The sequence below is a fragment of the Shewanella atlantica genome (assembly GCF_003966265.1).
Taxonomy (GTDB): domain Bacteria; phylum Pseudomonadota; class Gammaproteobacteria; order Enterobacterales; family Shewanellaceae; genus Shewanella; species Shewanella atlantica.
Genome location: NZ_RXNV01000001.1, coordinates 312,883 through 332,302 on the forward strand (window position 1 = coordinate 312,883; position 19,420 = coordinate 332,302).

The window sequence follows — 19,420 nt, forward strand, 5'->3', positions numbered from 1 at the left end:
GTAAAAAGCACCGCTAAAGCAGTGCTTGTTATTACGACGCTCTTTATAAATGCATAAAGCTTCACAAAGTGCGGTAAAACTGATTTAGTTTACAGCGTCTTTCAGAGCTTTACCTGCTTTGAATGCAGGAATGTTAGCTGCTGCGATTTTGATCTCTTTACCCGTCTGTGGGTTGCGACCAGTACGCTCAGCACGTTGACGTACTTCGAAAGTACCAAAACCAACAAGAGAAATCTTATCGCCTTCTTTTAAGCCGTCAGTTACAGCTCCAATGAAAGAATCTAATGCACGGCCAGCAGCGGCTTTAGAAATGTCAGCACCAGAAGCGATTTTCTCGATTAGTTCAGATTTGTTCATGTCATCCCCTTGAATGTGATTTTTTTTTGCGCCGCAACCAAATCCTTCTCTGGAGAGGTCTGCGGTGGCTTTTATAACAAGCTTGAATCTAAAGTTCAAGATCTATAGGAAAAGCAAATAAATAAAATTGGAAATTGCTCAAAACCAGTTGCCATAAGGGCTTGAGGGGTTTGAGCTCTCCACGGACCTAGGCTACCACAGGTAGAGACTTTAAAAAGCCCCTTTTTGCATTTTTTTTAAAGCATTTCTGCATTTTCTTGCGTTAGCCCAAACTTTAGACGACTTCGAAGCCTTCGACTGGTCGTTCTAGCGCCAATTTAAGTACTTCGTCCACCCAACGAACAGGATAAATCTTCAGATCGGCAACAACATTTGCCGGGATCTCTTCCAAATCTCTCTCATTTTCCTTTGGAATCAATACAACTTTAGTTCCACCACGATGTGCGGCTAAGAGTTTTTCTTTAAGGCCACCAATAGGAAGAACCTCACCGCGCAGGGTTATTTCACCAGTCATTGCCACGTCGGCACGTACAGGATTGCCCGTTAAGCTGGAGACTAACGCCGTACACATGGCAGCACCGGCCGAAGGTCCATCTTTAGGTGTTGCGCCTTCAGGTACATGAACATGGATATCACGTTTCTCGTAGAAGTCAGGGTTAATACCTAACTGCTCGGCGCGAGCACGAACAACAGTCATCGCAGCCTGAATAGACTCCTGCATCACATCACCAAGGGAACCGGTGTAAGTTAACTTGCCCTTACCCGCAACAGAGGTCGCTTCGATAGTAAGCAGATCGCCGCCAACTTCTGTCCATGCAAGACCTGTCACCTGACCGATTTGGTTATTTGACTCTGCTTTACCATAGTCACAACGCTGTACACCGAGGAATGACTTCAGATTATCCTGATTCACATCCACATGTTTCAGTGACTTATCGAGAAGAATTTGCTTAACAACCTTACGACAGATCTTAGAAAGCTCTCGCTCGAGTGCACGCACACCAGCTTCACGAGTGTAGTAACGGATAATACCGATAATGGCACTATCGTCTACCGTAACTTCCTTTGCCTTCAGGCCGTTTCTCTCTATCTGCTTAGGCAGAAGGTGCTGCTTAGCAATATTAAGCTTCTCATCTTCCGTGTAGCCGGAGAGGCGAATGACTTCCATACGATCCAGCAAAGGACCCGGAATATTCATCGAGTTAGACGTTGCCACAAACATCACGTCAGAAAGGTCGTAATCAACCTCTAAGTAATGGTCGCTAAAGGTCGAGTTCTGCTCTGGATCGAGTACTTCCAGCAATGCCGATGCAGGATCGCCACGCATATCAGAGCTCATCTTATCGATCTCATCGAGCAGGAATAACGGGTTTTTAACACCGACTTTCGACATCTTCTGGATGACTTTACCCGGCATAGAACCAATATAGGTACGTCTATGGCCGCGAATTTCGGCTTCGTCACGAACACCACCTAAGGCAACACGAACATATTTACGCCCTGTCGCTTTAGCAATAGACTGACCTAGTGAAGTTTTACCCACACCCGGTGGTCCTACTAAACAGAGGATCGGGCCTTTGAGTTGCTTAACACGGCTCTGTACCGCCAGATACTCCAGGATGCGTTCTTTAACTTTCTCAAGACCAAAGTGATCCGTATCCAGTACATCTTGCGCCTTCGCTAGATCACGTTTGATTTTCGAGCGTTGACGCCAAGGTACAGAGATCATCCAGTCAACATAACTACGAACAACCGTAGCCTCTGCCGACATAGGTGACATCATCTTAAGTTTATTTAACTCTGCAGTAGCCTTATCTTTGGCTTCCTCAGGCATTTGCGCTTCATCAATCTTCTTAGCTAAGCTTTCAAATTCATCATGGGACTCATCGATATCACCCAACTCTTTCTGAATCGCTTTCATCTGCTCATTCAGATAGTACTCACGCTGGCTCTTTTCCATCTGCTTTTTAACACGAGAGCGGATACGCTTTTCAACCTGAAGCAGATCGATCTCTGACTCCATCATCGCCATCAGATATTCGAGTCGCTCAGCGACATCGATCATCTCAAGCACAGATTGCTTATCTTCGAGTTTCAGCGGCATATGAGCCGCCATGGTATCGGCTAAGCGAGGAGCCTCGTCGATACCCGAAAGAGAAGTTAATACTTCAGGTGGGATCTTCTTGTTAAGCTTGATATAACCTTCAAACTGTCCCACAGCCGAGCGAACAAGAACCTCTTCCTCTTTCTCAGCCATAGGCTCAGACTCAAGGTATTGTGCTGTCGCAACAAAGAATGATGATTCACTGGTATATTTCTCGATGCGGGCGCGTTGGCCCCCTTCGACTAATACCTTGACGGTACCATCAGGTAATTTTAATAACTGTAAAATTGAGGCGACGGTTCCAACCTCAAAAATGTCATCACTGGTGGGGTCATCAAGTTCAGCGTCACGCTGTGCAACTAAAATAATCTGCTTGTCTTGCTCCATTGCCGTTTCCAGGCAACGGATAGATTTTTCCCGTCCGACGAATAACGGAATTACCATATGAGGATAGACCACCACATCTCTGAGTGGCAGTACGGGTAGTTCGATTCGCGCTTCACGCTCTTGTGTCATAGCTCGATTCCGTTTGATGATACTATTAATCAGTATATTGGGATGAGTTCGTTGTTTTCAATGGTGATTCGTAATTATATAAGCCGAGAGTATAAAAAAGGAGCCATATAGGCTCCTCTTCAATTTACATCTTAGTCGTTAGCTGAATTATTACTCAGCACCGGCCGCTTGAGACTCACTATTTTCATAGATGAGTATAGGAGTAGACTCCCCTTTTACCACTGATTCATCGATGACCACCTTGGCCACATTTTCAGTCGATGGCAGGTCATACATGATATCGAGCAAGATGCCTTCAACAATTGAACGTAGACCACGAGCACCGGTCTTACGAGTCTGTGCTTTCAGTGCAATCGCTTTGAGCGCATCTTCTCTAAACTCTAACTCAACACCTTCCATGTCAAACAAGGCAGCGAACTGCTTTGTTATCGCATTTTTAGGTTCTGATAGAATTTGGATAAGTGCTGCGTCATCAAGTTCAGCCAAAGTCGCTAAGACAGGTAATCGACCGATAAACTCAGGGATCAGGCCATATTTAACCAGATCTTCAGGTTCAACCTGCATCAAGGTTTCTGAGATAGTCGCCTTGTCATCTTCGCCTTTGACCTCGGCGCCAAAACCAATGCCGGTTCCGGTATGAGAGCGTTGTTCAATGACCTTCTCAAGGCCTGAAAAAGCACCACCACAGACGAATAGAATCTTAGAGGTATCTACCTGCAAGAACTCTTGCTGAGGGTGTTTACGACCACCTTGTGGCGGAACCGCAGCAACCGTGCCTTCAATCAGCTTAAGCAATGCCTGCTGCACGCCTTCACCGGAAACATCACGGGTGATCGATGGGTTGTCAGACTTACGGCTGATTTTATCAATTTCATCGATATAAACGATGCCGCGCTGCGCTTTCTCTACATCATAATCACATTTCTGCAGCAGCTTCTGAATAATATTCTCGACATCTTCACCGACATAACCGGCTTCGGTTAGTGTCGTTGCATCGGCCATGGTGAAAGGGACGTTCAAGAAACGAGCCAAGGTCTCGGCAAGTAATGTCTTACCACTACCCGTTGGTCCAATCAGCAAGATGTTACTCTTGCCCAACTCTACGCCATCTTTAGGGCCTGCATTTTTTAAGCGCTTGTAGTGATTATATACAGCTACAGAGAGAACCTTCTTAGCCTTCTCCTGCCCAATAACATAATCATCCAAATGCGCTCTCAACTCTCTTGGAGTCGGTAACTTATCTTGATCTTGTTTCGGTGAAATCTCTTTGATCTCTTCCCTGATTATATCGTTGCAGAGCTCAACGCACTCATCACAAACATATACTGAAGGGCCAGCGATGAGTTTTCGAACCTCATGTTGACTCTTTCCACAAAAAGAGCAGTACAGCAGTTTCCCGCTATCACCGTTGCTTTTGTTGTCGCCCATTACACTACCTCTTGAACAGTCTGCACTACTGCCTAAATCATCTTATTGCCCTAAACTCAGCATAGCTCAGGCAAAGGCAAAAATCAGCCTCGTTTACTCAACACTGAGTCAACAAGTCCATACTCAGCCGCTTCGGCTGCGCTCATAAAGTTATCTCTATCGGTATCGCGTTCAATAATTTCCATCGGCTGCCCCGTGTGCTCGGCTAGCATCTGGTTCAATTTATTCTTGATACCTAAGATCTCTTGGGCATGGATCGCAATGTCAGATGCCTGACCCTGGAAACCACCCAATGGCTGGTGAATCATCACCCTTGAATTAGGTAGACAATGACGTTTACCTTCTGCGCCACCGGCGAGCAAAAAAGCGCCCATGCTGGCAGCTTGACCGATACAAACCGTACTCACGTTTGGTTTAATAAACTGCATTGTATCGTAAATAGCCATACCAGCGGTAACAGAACCACCCGGAGAGTTGATATAGAGGTAGATATCCTTATCAGGGCTCTCAGATTCCAAAAACAGTAACTGTGCAACGATAAGGTTAGCCATGTGCTCTTCAACTTGCCCAACCAAAAATATTACGCGCTCTTTTAACAGACGAGAATAGATATCGTATGAACGTTCACCTTTAGCGGTTTGTTCAACCACCATAGGAACAAGTGCATTGAGTACTGATTCTGGTGCATTTTGCATTATTAATATTCCCTAAATAAAAACGGCTCGCATGAGGAACCTCATACGAGCCATTATAAATGGTGAACAACCATTTAAGTCAAGCTAAGCTTAGCCTTGTTGAGTAGCCTTGTTCATAAATTCTTCAAAATTGACTGCTTTTTCAGTTAATTTTGCAGTTTTTAACAAAGCTTCAACCGCCTGCTCTTCAAGAGCGACGTTACGCATGTTCTGCATCATCTCTTCGTTGCCATTGTAATAAGCAACAACTTCACTTGGATCTTCATAAGCAGAAGCCATAGAAGCGATAAGTGATTGAACACGATCATCTTCAGCTTTCAGCTCATTAGTCTTGATAACTTCACCTAGTAACAGACCGACTTTTACGCGACGCTCAGCTTGCTCAGTGAACAGATCAGCTGGTAGCTCAGGCATGTTAGCGGCTTGATCGCCGAAACGTTGCATTGCCTGCTTACGTAGCACTTCAACTTCACCATCGATAAGAGGCTTTGGAAGTTCGATTTCGTTTTGCTCAAGCAAACCATTAAGAACCTGCTCTTTAACATTCGCTTTAAGCGCCTGCTCAAGTTCACGACCCATGTTCTTACGGATCTCAGCTTTAAGTGCTTCTAAGCCACCATCAGTTACGCCGAATAGCTGTGCAAACTCGTCATTAACTTCTGGAAGGTTAGCTGCTAGTACTTCGTTTAATGTGATAACGAAGTTTGCAACTTTACCTTTTAGGTTTTCTGCATGGTAATCTTCAGGGAAAGTGACTTCGATATCGAACTCTTCACCCGCTTTATGACCTTCAACACCTGATTCAAAACCAGGGATCATGCGGCCGCTACCAAGTTCAAGTTCGAAATCTTCAGCTTTGCCGCCTTCAAACTCTTCACCGTCGATTGAACCAACGAAGTTGATCTTAGCTTTGTCGCCAACTGCTGCTTCACGCTCAACCGCTTCGAAAGTCGCGTGTTGCTTACGTAGAGTTTCAATCATTGTGTCAACGTCAGCATCAGTTACTTCTGAAGTAGGCTGCTCAACATTGATTGCTTCAAGACCTTTTAGCTCTACTTCTGGGTAGATTTCGAAAGTAGCAACAAACTTGAAGCTTTCAGTATCGGTGTCACCAGCAACAAATGTTGGTGCGCCAGCTGGGTTCAATTTCTCAGCAATAATAGCTTCGATGAAATTGCGCTGCATCACTTCACCAGTGATATCTTGACGAATTGCCTTGCCATAACGCTTGTTGATGACACTTACTGGTACCTTGCCAGGACGAAAACCTGGGATACGAGCTTTTTTAGCTTCGCTTTTTAATGCTTCTTTAACAGTATTTTCAATCTGCTCAGCAGGAACAGAAATAGTCAGGCGGCGCTCTAGGCCTTGTGTTGTTTCAACAGAAACTTGCATTGTTTTACCTCAAAATAAGTCTAACGTCTTTTCTAATAGTCGAAATATCAACTATTAAGGTATTCGTTTCTTGATCTTAAAAGTTGACTAGAAAGCCCATCACAACTGAATTCCGGCCCTAGTCGTTCATATTCATTAACAACTGATATTTATCAAGACGCGACATTATAGCCACGCTTTACAGCAGAGTCGACCTCAAAACGTGAATTTCAGGCGTAAAAAAAGCGACCTAGGGTCGCTTTTTTAACTTTCTTCATAAAGAAATGGGGTGACTGATGGGGCTCGAACCCACGACAACCGGAATCACAATCCGGGGCTCTACCAACTGAGCTACAATCACCACTGATATGGTACGCCCGGCAGGATTCGAACCTGCGGCCACCCGCTTAGAAGGCGGGTGCTCTATCCAACTGAGCTACGGGCGCTTCGAAAGTGAGTAAACTCACATCCTGAATTAGCGTTGAAAGACGTATCTTTCTATTTACCTGCTTTGGTGAACAGATAAATGTAAATTTGGTCGGTGATAGAGGATTCGAACCTCTGACCCTCTGGTCCCAAACCAGATGCGCTACCAAGCTGCGCTAATCACCGAGTCTTACTTTATCTGAGATAATTAATGAGATTCACTTATGGGATGAATCATCTTATCTCCTTCACAACTTAAGCTGTTAGGCTTCTCGTTGAGAACGGAGCGCATCTTATCCCCTCATTTGAAATGCGTCAACGGTTTTTTTATAAAGAAAGTTCGCTTGGCTAATTAACAAACTATACGTAAATAAAAGGTCTAACATTTGCACTATAAGGGTATATCTGCGGTATATCCAATAAAAATCGGCAGGGCTTATAGTCAACCAACCAATCTATGGTTATCCGGGTCACAGACTGATATCCGATTATACTCGCCTCATTTCTCACACTTAAATAGAGATGCATCGTACAAACTCCAGCAGTCCAACCTTTCGGGCTTCAGGTGGCTTAATAAATAATCTATCGATAAGGACACTCCGGGGAAGCCAAATCCGGTAAATTAAATTATCCGTATATTAGAACTGATTGTTACGCCGCTTAATAAATGACACTTAGACCTTGTCCTGTTAAAATGACGCCGATTTTTTTATCGCGCCCCATAAAGGATATTCACCCCAATGACAGCTCAAAGAATCGATGGCAAAGCGATCGCTCAATCCATTCGAACACAGCTTAAAGAGAAAGTTACCGCCCGCAAAGAGGCAGGACAGAGGGTTCCGGGTTTAGCCGTGATTCTAGTCGGTGCAGATCCCGCTTCACAAGTTTATGTTGGCAGTAAGCGACGCGCTTGCGAAGAGGTCGGATTTTTATCCCGCTCTTATGATTTAGATACAACTACATCTGAAGAAGCACTGCTTGAACTTATCGACGAATGCAACGAAGACCCTGCTATAGATGGTATCTTAGTTCAGTTACCTCTTCCGGAACATATCGAAGAATCGAAAGTGATCGAACGGATCAGACCCGATAAAGATGTTGACGGTTTCCATCCCTATAATGTTGGCAGACTCGCACAGCGTATCCCAGTCCTTCGCTCATGCACTCCTATGGGTATTATGACTTTGATTAAGTCAACGGGTATTGATACTTATGGATTAGATGCTGTCATCGTTGGTGCTTCGAACATCGTAGGTCGCCCTATGAGCCTCGAACTGCTCCTCGCAGGATGCACGACAACAACGTGTCACCGTTTCACTCGAAACCTTGAACAGAAAGTCAGACAGGCCGATCTTGTTGTTGTTGCCGTAGGTAAGCCAGGTTTCATCCCCGGAGAGTGGATCAAGCCTGGTGCCATCGTCATAGATGTTGGAATCAACCGCCTCGAAGACGGCAGTTTAGCCGGCGATGTGCAATTTGATTCCGCATCGATAAATGCCAGCTTCATTACCCCTGTCCCTGGTGGTGTAGGACCAATGACCATTGCCAGCCTGCTGGAAAATACCCTTTATGCGGCTGAGCAGTATCATGATTAGCATTTAAGCTACGAGCTACGAGCTACGAGCTACGAGCTACGAGCTACGAGCTACGAGCTACGAGCTACGAGCTACGAGCTACGAGCTACGAAAGCATACAAAAAAGCCTGCAGATGCAGGCTTTTTTATCATTAAGTGTTAACTTTACTTCTTGCGCCAGGTTGTTCCATCCGGGCCGTCTTCTAAGATAACGCCAAGGGCATTCAAGCCATCTCGGGCAACATCGGCAGCGGGCCAATCTTTCTCGGCTCTCGCTCTGTTACGTTCGACAATCAGGGCTTCGATCTCCGCCACTTCGTCTGAGCTGCCTTCTCCTTTAAAGAAAGTATCGACATCCTGATCCAAAATACCTAATACATCGGCAAGCTCTTTAAGTTTCACACCAAGTGAGGATGCTTTAGCATTGTCGGATTCTTTTAGGCGGTTTATCTCTCGAACCATCTCAAACAGCACAGAGTAAGCTTCAGGCGTATTAAAATCATCATCCATTGCAACCTTAAACTTAGCGACATACTCAGCGCCTGGTGCTGCTTCAACCGTCAGGTCTAAGCCTTTGAGTGATGTATAGAGGCGCTCAAGCGCCGACTTTGCCTGCTTAAGATTATCTTCTGAGTAGTTCAGTTGGCTGCGATAATGGCCAGATAACAGGAAGTACCTTACGGTAGCCGCATCATAGTGCTCTAAAACATCCCTGATAGTGAAGAAGTTGTTTAACGACTTAGACATCTTCTCTTTATCGACCATCACCATACCAGTATGCATCCAGTAATTTACATACGGTGTATTGTGAGCACAGCAAGACTGGGCAATTTCATTCTCATGGTGCGGGAATTGAAGATCTGAGCCACCACCATGAATATCGAAATGTTGACCTAAATGCTTTGAATTCATTGCTGAACATTCAATGTGCCAACCAGGGCGACCCGGTCCCCAAGGTGATTCCCAGGTAGGTTCGCCGGGCTTTGACATCTTCCAAAGCACAAAATCCATTGGGTCACGTTTAGTGTCTTCGACTTCTACGCGAGCACCGGCTTGTAACTGCTCAAGGTTTTGTCCCGATAAACGACCGTACTCAGGGAATGAAGAGACACTGAACAAGACATCGCCATTATCTGACACATAGGCGTGTTCTTTCTCGATAAGTTTTTCAACCATATCGATTATCTCAGGTATGTGTAACGTCGCTCTTGGCTCAAAATCCGGACGTTTCATGTTAAGCGCATCAAAATCACGATGCATCTCGCCAATCAAACGTTCGGTCAATGACTCACAGCTCTCTTTATTTTCGTTAGCACGCTTAATGATCTTGTCGTCAACATCAGTAATGTTGCGAAGAAAGTTCACATCATACCCTGAGTAACGCAGGTATCTCACTATCATGTCGAAAGAGACAAAAGTACGACCGTGACCAATATGACAAAGGTCATAGATGGTTATCCCACACACATACATGCCAACTTTTCCTGGCTGTAATGGTTTGAATTCCTCTTTTTGGCGGGTCAGACTGTTGTATAGCTTCAACATCGATATTCTCTTCAGCAAATATACCCAAGCCACTTCAAAATGTTGAATCCTGCATTTAGAGGGCGTTTGGGTATAACAATTAAATTAGCCGGTAAGTCTATCATCGCACAGTATTGCTTCCAACAGTTTTAGCCAGATGTGAATGATTGAGCACAGATTTGTTTAAGCAGTCTGGCAAGACCTGTTCTCGGCACAGTAATGACTGTCAACTGGTGCTTTTCGACTCACCATCATAGCTATTAATTATGCTTGGCTCTTTATGCGATATGGCAATTGCGTTAGAATCCAGCCACAATTTATTATTGCTAAACTTACTGAGAATCAAAACATGATCACTCTTCACACCAACCACGGTGACATTACGCTAGAACTGGACGCAGAAAAGGCACCAATTACTGCTGAAAACTTTATCAATTACGTAAAAGATGGTTTTTACGACGGTACTGTCTTCCATCGTGTAATCGACGGCTTCATGGTACAAGGTGGCGGTTTCACTGAAGATATGGCTCAAAAGCGTTGCAATGAAACTATCAAGAACGAAGCAAATAACGGTCTTTCAAATGTGACTGGTACGATCGCAATGGCGAGAACCTCAGATCCGCATTCAGCTACGGCTCAGTTCTTTATCAACATCAACGATAACACTTTCCTTGATTTCAAATCTGAATCGGCTCAAGGCTGGGGTTACTGTGTATTCGGCAAAGTGTCTGAAGGCATGGATGTTGTAAATAAGATCAAGGCTGTAAGCACCGGCAACCGTGGCATGCATCAAGATGTCCCTCTTGAAGCGGTTATCATTGAAAAAGTAACCATTGCTGAATAAGTCAGTTTAATGCGAACACTTTTTATTGGCGATCTGCACTTAAGTGCTGATCGCCCTGATATTACTCGTGCATTTAACGATTTTCTCGATAACCAGCTTGATGATGTTCAAGCCCTGTACATTTTAGGTGACCTGTTCGAAGTCTGGATTGGTGATGATCTGGCCGAACCTTTCGCTATCGACTTGGCTAAAAAGCTTTATCGCTTATCCAAGAGTATGCCCGTCTACTACATTCACGGAAATCGTGACTTCCTTCTGGGCAAAGAGTACGCAAATAAAGCCGGAATGACCTTATTACCAGAAACCCATTGTATTGATTTGTACGGCGTGCCAACCGTTATTCTCCATGGCGATAGCCTGTGTACACTGGATAAGGCTTACCAAAGGTTCAGACGATTCAGAAACCTCAAGCTTGCAAAATGGATTTATTCTCACCTCCCCCGAGACACCAGAAAAAACATTGCGCGCAATATCAGAAGTAAAAGTACCCAAAGCAATATGCAAAAAAATGTATCCATCATGGATGTCGAACAGGAGGCTGTATCAGCGCTTCTTGATAGCACACAGACGGTGCAGATGATCCACGGACACACTCACAGACCCGATATTCACGAGATGAAATCGAGCTCGGGTATCACACGCAAGCGTATCGTCGTTGGGGACTGGTATGAACAAGCCAGTGTATTAAGCGTATCGGCAAACAAGTTAGACCTATCTGTAATTCCTTTCGAGAAATAACCCTATTGAAGTTTCAGCCCTTTATCTTCTAGATCTATACAGCTAAGCCTCAATAGGGAACCGTCCACCCGACGCGTTAAGCCCTCGCTAATGCCGGCGCACCGCTATGAAAATTAAACTCGTCATCAATTGAAGAGATTAGATGAGCCTCATGTTTTGCAATCGCCTCGATACGGTCACTGATATCTCCACCTGCAAAAGTCTCAGCCAGTTGCAGATAGTCTTGGTAGTGTCTCGCCTCAGAGCGTAACAGTGAAACATAAAATTTGTTCAGCACTTCATCTAAATGGGGCGCCAACTTAGCAAATCGCTCGCATGAGCGGGCCTCGATAAATGCACCTATAATCAACTTGTCGATTAATGCGGCAGGTTCATGGGTGCGAACCATCTTCATCATCTCCTTAGCATAGCGACCGGCTCTCATGTTTTGATAGGGGATCTCCCTGTCATGCATGATCTCCAATACCTGCTCAAAATGGTGAAACTCCTCTTTGATTAATCGAACCATTTTTGCAATCAATACGGGCCCATGTTCGAAGCTCTGTTTAGCGGTAAATCCACCTGTGAAATCATTTTTCTTGCTATCACGATCTAAAAACTGAGCGATATCCCGCTCTTTGCCATAAACAAATTGCTCATAGGGTTTTGCCCAGTCAAGCATCTGCTGGCCACTCCTCTGGTCCAGGGCATACTTGCGTACGAAAAACATCCCCGTCTGGGCAGCCTTAAGCTCACAATTACAATGATCGATAAGCAATGTTGCAAGATTCTCTGGCTTTATCGCTTCTTGAATCCAACTGTCGGGAGTCGAACACTTTAAAAAAGCATCTATCGGGGCTAATAACTGCTGCATATCTCTCTCTAATCGTAAATTCAACCAATAGTACTTATCTTGAAGGCTCTCTAGATACTGAAATAACCGTTGATACTGAAGTAACAGTTTATATAGAACTAGCTGTTAACCCTCTTTCATCTTTCAACATAAACTCAGCACAAAGCCCGCATTGTATTTTATCAGCTTTGCCCGGCGAGTTCCTACCATAAACAAAATCAAAATCAATGCTTACTTGACTCTTAGCCGTTTATGTTCAATAAATAAACATATACCTGACGTGTTTTTTAGCACGACTTTGTATGCACTGAGTATCGTGAGCCGAAAGGTCTTTGGGAAATAGGCCAAAAGGCATATAGGTTCGTCTGAAGTTTGGCGAGCATAAGTTACAGCTGAACAAGGATAATTATAATGATATTAAATCACTTAATGGGGCTATACACTCATCCTAAACAAGAATGGCATACCATTGAAAAAAGCCATGAAGCACTAAAAAGTAGTCTTAGCCATGTATTACTCGTTGCACTCATTCCCGTGATCTGCACATTTATCGCCGCCACCCAAATAGGTTGGAACTTAGGCGTTGGTGAGCCACTATTTCTGACCCAACAAAGTGCATTAGTCATGTCGGTGAGTATGTATTTTGGCTTGATTGCAGGTGTTTTCGCATTAGCATACCTTGCATTCTGGATGGCAAAGACTTTCGATGCTACACCCAGCTATACTCAAGCCCTTGAACTTGCGGCCTATACAGCAACACCGCTGTTTATGGTTGGACTCGCTTCTTTGTACCCTGCACTCTGGTTTATGATGGTCGTAGGCTTAATTGGTTTGGCCTATTCTGTTTATCTGCTCTATACGGGAGTGCCTATCATTATGAACATTCCTGAGGAGAAGGGGTTTATCTACGCCAGTTCGGTAGTCACCGCAGGTTTAGTACTACTGGTAGCGCTTATGGCAACGAGCGTTATTCTGTGGAGTTTCGGATTAGGCCCTATGTATCAATAAAGAAGGTGCGAGGAAGCAGTAGCGAGCTAAAGACAAAGCTAAGAAAGCTTCGAGTCGCGCACGGAGCAAAGTGCGGCGAATCTATTACTCGTAGCTCGTAGCTCGTAGCTCGTAGCTCGTAGCTCGTAGCTCGTAGCTCGTAGCTCGTAGCTCGTAGCAACAGAATACAAAAAAGGCTTTAGGGAGTACATAAAGCCTTTTTAATGCATCAATTTTTAAAGCAACTAACCGTTACTGAGATGAGTCTCTTAACGCGACAGTTAGGTTAAAGACCAAGCTCTCAGGCGTAGAATCTTTATTATCCGCGCAGAAATAGCCTTCACGCTCAAACTGATAAGCCTTCTCAACTTCGGCATTGGTAAGACCCGCTTCGACCAATCCGTGAGTAACAACTAAAGAGTCTGGATTCAACACTTCATCTATTGTTTCCGCAGCTGCCGGGTTCGCATCGGTAAACAGACGATCATAAAGGCGGAATTCAGCAGGCTTTGCCGTGCTGGCTTCTACCCAGTGAATAACACCTTTGACCTTACGTCCATCACTTGGGTTCTTGCCCAGAGTCTCATCGTCATAAGTACAGTAAATGGTGGTAATATTACCTTCAGCATCCTTGTCGCATCGTTCGGCCTTAATAACATAAGCGTTACGAAGACGCACTTCTTTACCTTGTACCAGACGCTTGTACTTTTTATTAGCTTCTTCACGGAAATCGGCGGCATCGATAAACAGTTCACGACCAAATGCCAACTCACGTTTACCCATCTCTTCATTGCTAGGGTGAACGGGAGCACTGATAGTTTCAAGCTGATCTTGAGGGTAGTTTTCAATAATCACTTTAACAGGATTAATGACAGCCATAGCTCGCGGAGCATGCTCATTTAGCTCTTCACGAATACAGGCATCCAGCATACCGACTTCGATCATGTTCTCTTGCTTGGTCACACCAATTCGCTTGCAAAACTCACGAATAGAAGCCGAGGTATAACCACGGCGACGAAGGCCGGCAATCGTTGGCATACGCGGATCATCCCAACCATGAACGATGTCACGAACCACCAGATCATTTAGCTTACGCTTTGACATCAATGTGTATTCTAAATTCAATCTGGAGAATTCATACTGACGTGTTCTGTTCGGTGCTTGAAAATCATCTAACTGATCGAGTACCCAATCATAAAGACGGCGATTATCCTGAAACTCCAATGTACACAGAGAATGACTGATATTTTCTATCGCATCTGAGATACAGTGGGTAAAATCGTACATCGGGTAGATGCACCACTTATCGCCACTCTGGTGATGGTGAGCAAAACGAATGCGATAAATCACAGGATCGCGCATGCACATGAAAGAGGAAGCCATATCAATTTTGGCTCTCAGTGCGCACTCACCCTCTTTGAATTCACCTTTACGCATCTTTTCGAACAGCTCAAGGTTCTCCTGAACTGAGGTATCTCGATAAGGGCTGTTCTTACCCGGCTCTTTTAATGTGCCGCGGTATTCACGAGTCTCTTCGCTATTAAGGAAACAGACATACGCCAACCCTTTATTGATCAGCTCAAGGGCGTATTGGTGTAGCTGGTCGAAGTAGTTCGATGAATAACGGATCTCACCATCCCACTGAAAGCCCAGCCACTTCACATCATCTTGAATCGAATGTACATAATCGATATCTTCCTTTTCAGGATTGGTATCATCGAAACGTAAATTACATAGGCCTTTATAATCTTGCGCTATACCAAAATTCAGGCAGATAGATTTAGCGTGACCAATATGAAGAAAGCCGTTCGGCTCTGGTGGAAAACGGGTATGTACACTTGTGTGTTTACCGCTTTCAAGATCTTCATCTATGATGTTACGAATGAAGTTACTTGGACGTACTTCGCTGTCCACATGACTCATGTGATTCCTCTTAAAGAACGATGATATTGATGTAATTAAAAAGATGATCCTATATCTCAGAGCGAGATACAACGGCTGATGTATAAAAATAACAAACAAAGCATGATAAAACAAAAAAGCAGCGAATAATCGCTGCTTTTTAAACCATGAACCTGTTAAAGATTATTCAGTAATGATTTTTATACCTGGAATGATCGTCTGACTACGCTTAGCTTTCTGCTTTAACCAAACATAGAAAACAACTAATGCGGTCACAAAGAAGCCTATCCAGAGGCTTGACTGTAACGGGTGAGCGCTAAAGGTTGCTGCCTGATAGAAGATTGTTGCCGTTCCGTAGGCTAAACCAAACGTCCAGGTTCCGGCAAAAGCAGCCCAGCGTCCGCCAAACTCGCCAACCAAGGCTCCCATAGCGGCAACACAAGGTGTGTATAACAAAATAAACAATAAGTAAGCAAACGCTGCTATCACGCCTGAGAAGCCAGCCTGAAGGGCAGTGAATGTCGATGTATCAACCTCTAACTCTTCAGAAGCCGCTTCTATCGATGATACATCACCCACTGAAATTGACAGTGGATCGTCAGGCGCAATACCAAACAGGTTCTCAGGAATAGTAGCCAGCGCTTCACTGAAGGTATCAGACAAAGGTGCCAACTCTTCTTCACCATCACTTGGTGTGCTGTATAAGCTGTTTAAGGTACCAACAACGGCTTCTTTAGCGAAAATACCGGTAATGATACCGACAGTAGCAGGCCAGTTATCCTGCTCAACACCCATTGGCGCAAACAGAGGGGTAACCTTTTGACTAGCCACACTCAAGATTGACTCTGAGCTATCTTCATGGCCGAATGAACCGTCGATACCAATAGCGTTGACGAAGTTCAAAAGCGTAACAACGATGACAATGGTTTTACCCGCGCCCATGATAAAGCTCTTGGTACGCTTACCGGTACGGTTCATCACTGTCTTGAATTTTGGCTTCTCGTAGCTAGGAAGCTCCATAACAACGGCACTACTGCTTCCCGGCAACAATGTAGAACGAAGCAATAAGCCTGTCCCTACGGCTGCTAATACACCTATGATGTAAAGCAGGAATACCAGGTTCTGTCCAGACTCAGGGAAGAAAGCCGCAGCAAAGAGGGCGTAAACAGGCAGGCGAGCACCACATGACATAAATGGCGCCATCATGCCGGTCACAATACGCTCACGCTCACTGCCCAGGGTTCGGGTTGCCATAATGGCAGGAACCGAACAGCCGAAACCAACAATCATAGGAACAAACGCTTTACCGGGAAGGCCAATTCTGCGCATCAAGCCATCGACAACGAACGCCGCACGAGCCATGTACCCGGAACCTTCCAGGACCGATAGCGCCAGAAACAGAGCAGCGATAACCGGAATAAATGTTGCTACCGTTTGAATGCCTTGCCCGATACCACCAGCGATGATAGTCACTAACCAGGTAGGAGATCCCATACCAGACATCAGTGCACCTAAGTGATCGACAAAGATGGCACCGGCGGTAATATCGAAGAAATCGATGAATGAGCTACCGACATTGATGCTGAACATAAACATCAAGTACATTACAAACAAGAAAACGGGCACGCCGGCTACGGGATGAAGGATGATCTTATCCAACTTATCGCTTAGGGTTTCTGCGCCATTAGCATTTACAGATGAAGTATAAACATTCTGAACAAAATCGAAGCGCGTCGTCGCCACCATGATCTCGATATCTTTACCCTGACTGGATAATGACTCAGAGCATTGGTTGACTTCGTCTAACATCTGACCATTTTTACACTTACCACAGCCTAAACCATTACCTAACATAGCAAGGGCACGCCCGCGGCTCAGGTTTTCATCATTATTCAATAATGATTTAACACCAGTCTCAATTTGTGAATCATAATCAAGCACCAGAGGTGCTTCAGACACTCTGCCTTCAAGTAGATCGACCACTTGCGCTTTAACTTTGTCGATGTCGGCTTCATCACGGGAACAGACACTGACAACCGGACAACCTAATGTAAGCGCCATCTTCTGCGCATCGACCTCGATACCGTGTTTCTTTGCTGCATCGATTTTATTGAGCACCACGACCATTGGGATCCCAAGTTCGCGAAGCTGTACAGTTAAGTAGAGATGTCTTTCAATATTCGTCGCATCGACAAGGTTGATGATGCCATCAACTTGTTGATCAGCAAGGTACTGTTGGGCAATCTGTTCATCCAAAGAACAATCACAGCTGCTGCCAGCCGGAAGCAGGTCATAGATCCCCGGAAGGTCGGTAAGGTAGACATCGGCGCCATTAAGGGTAAATAAACCAGTCTTCTTTTCTACCGTCACACCAGACCAGTTACCTACTTGTTGGTTTGCACCGGTCAGTGCATTAAACAGTGTCGATTTTCCCGCATTAGGGTTACCGACGGTGACACAATGAAATTGCTTAGGCATTGGCTGTTTCCACCTCTACTCTTTCTACATCAATTACGTCTGCTAAATCACGACGCATACACAACTTACTACCTCTGATATCGAGCTCGAGTCCCGAGCCCATCGGTGCTTTTCGGATCATCAAGAAGGAGGTGTTTGGCGTGATCCCCATGGAAAGAAGCTTACGCTTAACAACGGAAGGCAAACTTAATTGACCTACCTCTGAAATAGTGGCGTGTTCGCCGGGATTTAAATCGCTTAATTTCATTATGCTCAATTACCTTTCAACAGGTCTTAATAATTCTTAAACTCGGATCAATTCTAACGGAGGCAAAACCAGAATAACTTTACCTAGATCAATGTTTCGTAGTGAAAACGAGAATAGTTTTCAATTGTATTATGTATTATGTGACAAAAGTCTCAACTAATACACTTTTAAAAGCAATTCACTCTCATCCTCAACCGCAAGTGAGAATGATTATTACTCCGCGAGAAATGATAGATGTAGCCACACACCTTTAACGTGATCAAGATCACACTTTCTTTTTTACCTTCTAAATCAGCACTCTTTAGCTGGGTGATCTGATGAAAATGTTATCCATTTGTAGTGAGAATGTTCTACCATTCAACATTAGCAATTAACTAAATTACTAATATAACTATTAATAGCATTTTAAGCGCTCAGGATGTGTGGTGATGAACATGGAATCAGCTAAGTTCAAACAAGAGGTCGTTGTCTTCCTTTTATTTGTTTTAACAACAATGAGTTTCAATATATTGGCCGCGCCATGGGATGACAAAGACCCAGCCGAAGTTGAAGCTATTCTCGACAGTAAATTTGTCGAAGGAAAATACTCACCAAAAGGTGCGGACTCTTGCCTTATGTGTCACCGAAAGAGTAGCGATGTGATGGCCTTGTTCGATGGTGTTCACGGAAATCCTGACATTAGCGGCTCTCCCATGGCCGATCTTCAATGCGAAGCTTGTCACGGACCTCTGGGTAAACACAATCGCGGCGGCAAGGAGCCCATGATCACATTCGGAGCCAACTCTCCCGTTCCCGCTCAAAAACAAAACAGCGTCTGCCTCAGTTGTCATAATGACGAACAACGTATGGCATGGAGTGGTAATCACCATGACAACGCCGATGTAAGCTGCAGCAGCTGTCACTCAGTTCATACTGGTAACGATCCAATCAGTGACCGCAAGACAGAAGTCGAAGTGTGTAGCTCCTGTCATACCCAACAAAAAGCCGATATTCATAAACGCTCGTCTCATCCATTGAAGTGGCAACAGATGGTCTGTAGTGACTGTCATACCCCACATGGAAGTTTAAGTGACTCGAACCTTAAACAGATGAGTGTTAACGAGAACTGCTACTCCTGTCATGCCGAAAAGCGTGGTCCAAAGTTGTGGGAGCATTCACCGGTAAGTGATAACTGCGCGAATTGTCATAACCCACATGGCAGCGTTAACGAAGATATGCTCATCAGTAAGCCCCCTCAACTGTGTCAACAGTGTCATGCCTCGGATGGCCACGCTTCAAATGCCGTTTTTGCCAATTCAAATAATGCCTTTACTGCCGGGCAGAGCTGTATGAACTGTCACAGTCAGGTTCATGGTTCTAACCATCCGTCCGGCAAGCTGCTGCAGCGCTAATTG

At 44.7% G+C, this 19,420-nt stretch carries 15 protein-coding genes and 3 tRNA genes; 5 read left to right on the top strand and 13 right to left on the bottom strand.

The window, feature by feature from the left end; all coding sequences use genetic code 11:
* Positions 1-84: 84 nt before the first annotated feature.
* From EKG39_RS01275 to EKG39_RS01310, 8 genes are all read right to left on the bottom strand, one after another.
* A complete protein-coding gene (locus EKG39_RS01275) occupies positions 85-357 on the bottom strand; it encodes an HU family DNA-binding protein (RefSeq protein ID WP_012141891.1) in 273 nt (90 codons plus the stop codon).
* 274 nt (positions 358-631) lie between these two features.
* The gene (gene lon / locus EKG39_RS01280) at positions 632-2,977 is read right to left on the bottom strand and encodes an endopeptidase La (protein WP_126503482.1); all 2,346 of its coding nucleotides are present in this window, start codon (positions 2,975-2,977) and stop codon (positions 632-634) included.
* 150 nt (positions 2,978-3,127) lie between these two features.
* Positions 3,128-4,405 (bottom strand): ATP-dependent protease ATP-binding subunit ClpX, encoded by a 1,278-nt coding sequence (gene clpX, locus EKG39_RS01285; RefSeq protein ID WP_126503484.1) that lies wholly within the window; start codon positions 4,403-4,405, stop codon positions 3,128-3,130.
* Between the two features lie 83 nt (positions 4,406-4,488).
* On the bottom strand, positions 4,489-5,100 hold the full coding sequence (gene clpP / locus EKG39_RS01290; RefSeq protein ID WP_126503486.1) for an ATP-dependent Clp endopeptidase proteolytic subunit ClpP: 612 nt from the start codon (positions 5,098-5,100) through the stop codon (positions 4,489-4,491).
* Between the two features lie 90 nt (positions 5,101-5,190).
* Positions 5,191-6,495 carry a trigger factor gene (gene tig, locus EKG39_RS01295; RefSeq protein WP_126503488.1) on the bottom strand — a complete coding sequence of 435 codons (1,305 nt, stop codon included), beginning with the start codon at positions 6,493-6,495 and terminating at the stop codon, positions 5,191-5,193.
* Between the two features lie 264 nt (positions 6,496-6,759).
* Positions 6,760-6,835, bottom strand: a tRNA-His gene (locus tag EKG39_RS01300).
* A gap of 8 nt (positions 6,836-6,843) precedes the next feature.
* A tRNA-Arg gene (locus EKG39_RS01305) sits at positions 6,844-6,920 on the bottom strand.
* Between the two features lie 89 nt (positions 6,921-7,009).
* Positions 7,010-7,086, bottom strand: a tRNA-Pro gene (locus EKG39_RS01310).
* Positions 7,087-7,640: 554 nt separating this feature from the next.
* Here EKG39_RS01310 and folD point away from each other — a divergent pair.
* Positions 7,641-8,495 (top strand): bifunctional methylenetetrahydrofolate dehydrogenase/methenyltetrahydrofolate cyclohydrolase FolD, encoded by an 855-nt coding sequence (folD, locus tag EKG39_RS01315; RefSeq protein WP_126503490.1) that lies wholly within the window; start codon positions 7,641-7,643, stop codon positions 8,493-8,495.
* Positions 8,496-8,639: 144 nt separating this feature from the next.
* Here folD and cysS read toward each other — a convergent pair whose 3' ends face one another.
* Positions 8,640-10,019 (bottom strand): cysteine--tRNA ligase, encoded by a 1,380-nt coding sequence (cysS, locus tag EKG39_RS01320; protein ID WP_126503492.1) that lies wholly within the window; start codon positions 10,017-10,019, stop codon positions 8,640-8,642.
* 328 nt (positions 10,020-10,347) lie between these two features.
* Here cysS and EKG39_RS01325 point away from each other — a divergent pair, with 328 nt between their 5' ends.
* A complete protein-coding gene (locus tag EKG39_RS01325; protein WP_126503494.1) occupies positions 10,348-10,842 on the top strand; it encodes a peptidylprolyl isomerase in 495 nt (164 codons plus the stop codon).
* Between the two features lie 9 nt (positions 10,843-10,851).
* Positions 10,852-11,580 carry a UDP-2,3-diacylglucosamine diphosphatase gene (locus EKG39_RS01330; protein WP_126503496.1) on the top strand — a complete coding sequence of 243 codons (729 nt, stop codon included), beginning with the start codon at positions 10,852-10,854 and terminating at the stop codon, positions 11,578-11,580.
* Between the two features lie 76 nt (positions 11,581-11,656).
* Here the strand turns inward: EKG39_RS01330 and miaE are convergent, their stop codons facing one another.
* Positions 11,657-12,433, bottom strand: a complete 777-nt coding sequence (gene miaE / locus EKG39_RS01335) for a tRNA isopentenyl-2-thiomethyl-A-37 hydroxylase MiaE (RefSeq protein WP_126503498.1) — start codon at positions 12,431-12,433, stop codon at positions 11,657-11,659.
* A 390-nt stretch (positions 12,434-12,823) separates the two neighbouring features.
* On the opposite strand from miaE, the gene EKG39_RS01340 reads away from it, so the two are divergent.
* Complete coding sequence (locus tag EKG39_RS01340; protein WP_126503500.1) at positions 12,824-13,420, top strand: Yip1 family protein; 597 nt, start codon at positions 12,824-12,826, stop codon at positions 13,418-13,420.
* Between the two features lie 231 nt (positions 13,421-13,651).
* On the opposite strand, the gene glnS is transcribed toward EKG39_RS01340, so the two are convergent.
* The 3 genes from glnS to EKG39_RS01355 form a co-directional block, all read right to left on the bottom strand.
* Positions 13,652-15,322, bottom strand: a complete 1,671-nt coding sequence (gene glnS, locus EKG39_RS01345) for a glutamine--tRNA ligase (RefSeq protein ID WP_126503502.1) — start codon at positions 15,320-15,322, stop codon at positions 13,652-13,654.
* Positions 15,323-15,484: 162 nt separating this feature from the next.
* The gene (gene feoB, locus EKG39_RS01350) at positions 15,485-17,779 is read right to left on the bottom strand and encodes a Fe(2+) transporter permease subunit FeoB (RefSeq protein WP_126503504.1); all 2,295 of its coding nucleotides are present in this window, start codon (positions 17,777-17,779) and stop codon (positions 15,485-15,487) included.
* Positions 17,772-18,026, bottom strand: a complete 255-nt coding sequence (locus tag EKG39_RS01355; protein ID WP_126503506.1) for a FeoA family protein — start codon at positions 18,024-18,026, stop codon at positions 17,772-17,774. The genes feoB and EKG39_RS01355 overlap by 8 nt, the downstream gene beginning before the upstream one ends.
* A 428-nt stretch (positions 18,027-18,454) precedes the next feature.
* Here EKG39_RS01355 and EKG39_RS01360 point away from each other — a divergent pair, with 428 nt between their 5' ends.
* Positions 18,455-19,417, top strand: coding sequence for a DmsE family decaheme c-type cytochrome (locus EKG39_RS01360; protein WP_126503508.1), 963 nt, complete (start codon positions 18,455-18,457; stop codon positions 19,415-19,417).
* Positions 19,418-19,420 lie beyond the last annotated feature (3 nt).

Bases quoted from the DNA above. Each gene is read 5' to 3' on its own strand.
- EKG39_RS01275 (WP_012141891.1), bottom strand. From the start codon at position 357: ATGAACAAATCTGAACTAATCGAGAAAATCGCTTCTGGTGCTGACATT.
- lon (WP_126503482.1), bottom strand. From the start codon at position 2,977: ATGACACAAGAGCGTGAAGCGCGAATCGAACTACCCGTACTGCCACTC.
- clpX (WP_126503484.1), bottom strand. From the start codon at position 4,405: ATGGGCGACAACAAAAGCAACGGTGATAGCGGGAAACTGCTGTACTGC.
- clpP (WP_126503486.1), bottom strand. From the start codon at position 5,100: ATGCAAAATGCACCAGAATCAGTACTCAATGCACTTGTTCCTATGGTG.
- tig (WP_126503488.1), bottom strand. From the start codon at position 6,495: ATGCAAGTTTCTGTTGAAACAACACAAGGCCTAGAGCGCCGCCTGACT.
- folD (WP_126503490.1), top strand. From the start codon at position 7,641: ATGACAGCTCAAAGAATCGATGGCAAAGCGATCGCTCAATCCATTCGA.
- cysS (WP_126503492.1), bottom strand. From the start codon at position 10,019: ATGTTGAAGCTATACAACAGTCTGACCCGCCAAAAAGAGGAATTCAAA.
- EKG39_RS01325 (WP_126503494.1), top strand. From the start codon at position 10,348: ATGATCACTCTTCACACCAACCACGGTGACATTACGCTAGAACTGGAC.
- EKG39_RS01330 (WP_126503496.1), top strand. From the start codon at position 10,852: ATGCGAACACTTTTTATTGGCGATCTGCACTTAAGTGCTGATCGCCCT.
- miaE (WP_126503498.1), bottom strand. From the start codon at position 12,433: ATGCAGCAGTTATTAGCCCCGATAGATGCTTTTTTAAAGTGTTCGACT.
- EKG39_RS01340 (WP_126503500.1), top strand. From the start codon at position 12,824: ATGATATTAAATCACTTAATGGGGCTATACACTCATCCTAAACAAGAA.
- glnS (WP_126503502.1), bottom strand. From the start codon at position 15,322: ATGAGTCATGTGGACAGCGAAGTACGTCCAAGTAACTTCATTCGTAAC.
- feoB (WP_126503504.1), bottom strand. From the start codon at position 17,779: ATGCCTAAGCAATTTCATTGTGTCACCGTCGGTAACCCTAATGCGGGA.
- EKG39_RS01355 (WP_126503506.1), bottom strand. From the start codon at position 18,026: ATGAAATTAAGCGATTTAAATCCCGGCGAACACGCCACTATTTCAGAG.
- EKG39_RS01360 (WP_126503508.1), top strand. From the start codon at position 18,455: ATGAACATGGAATCAGCTAAGTTCAAACAAGAGGTCGTTGTCTTCCTT.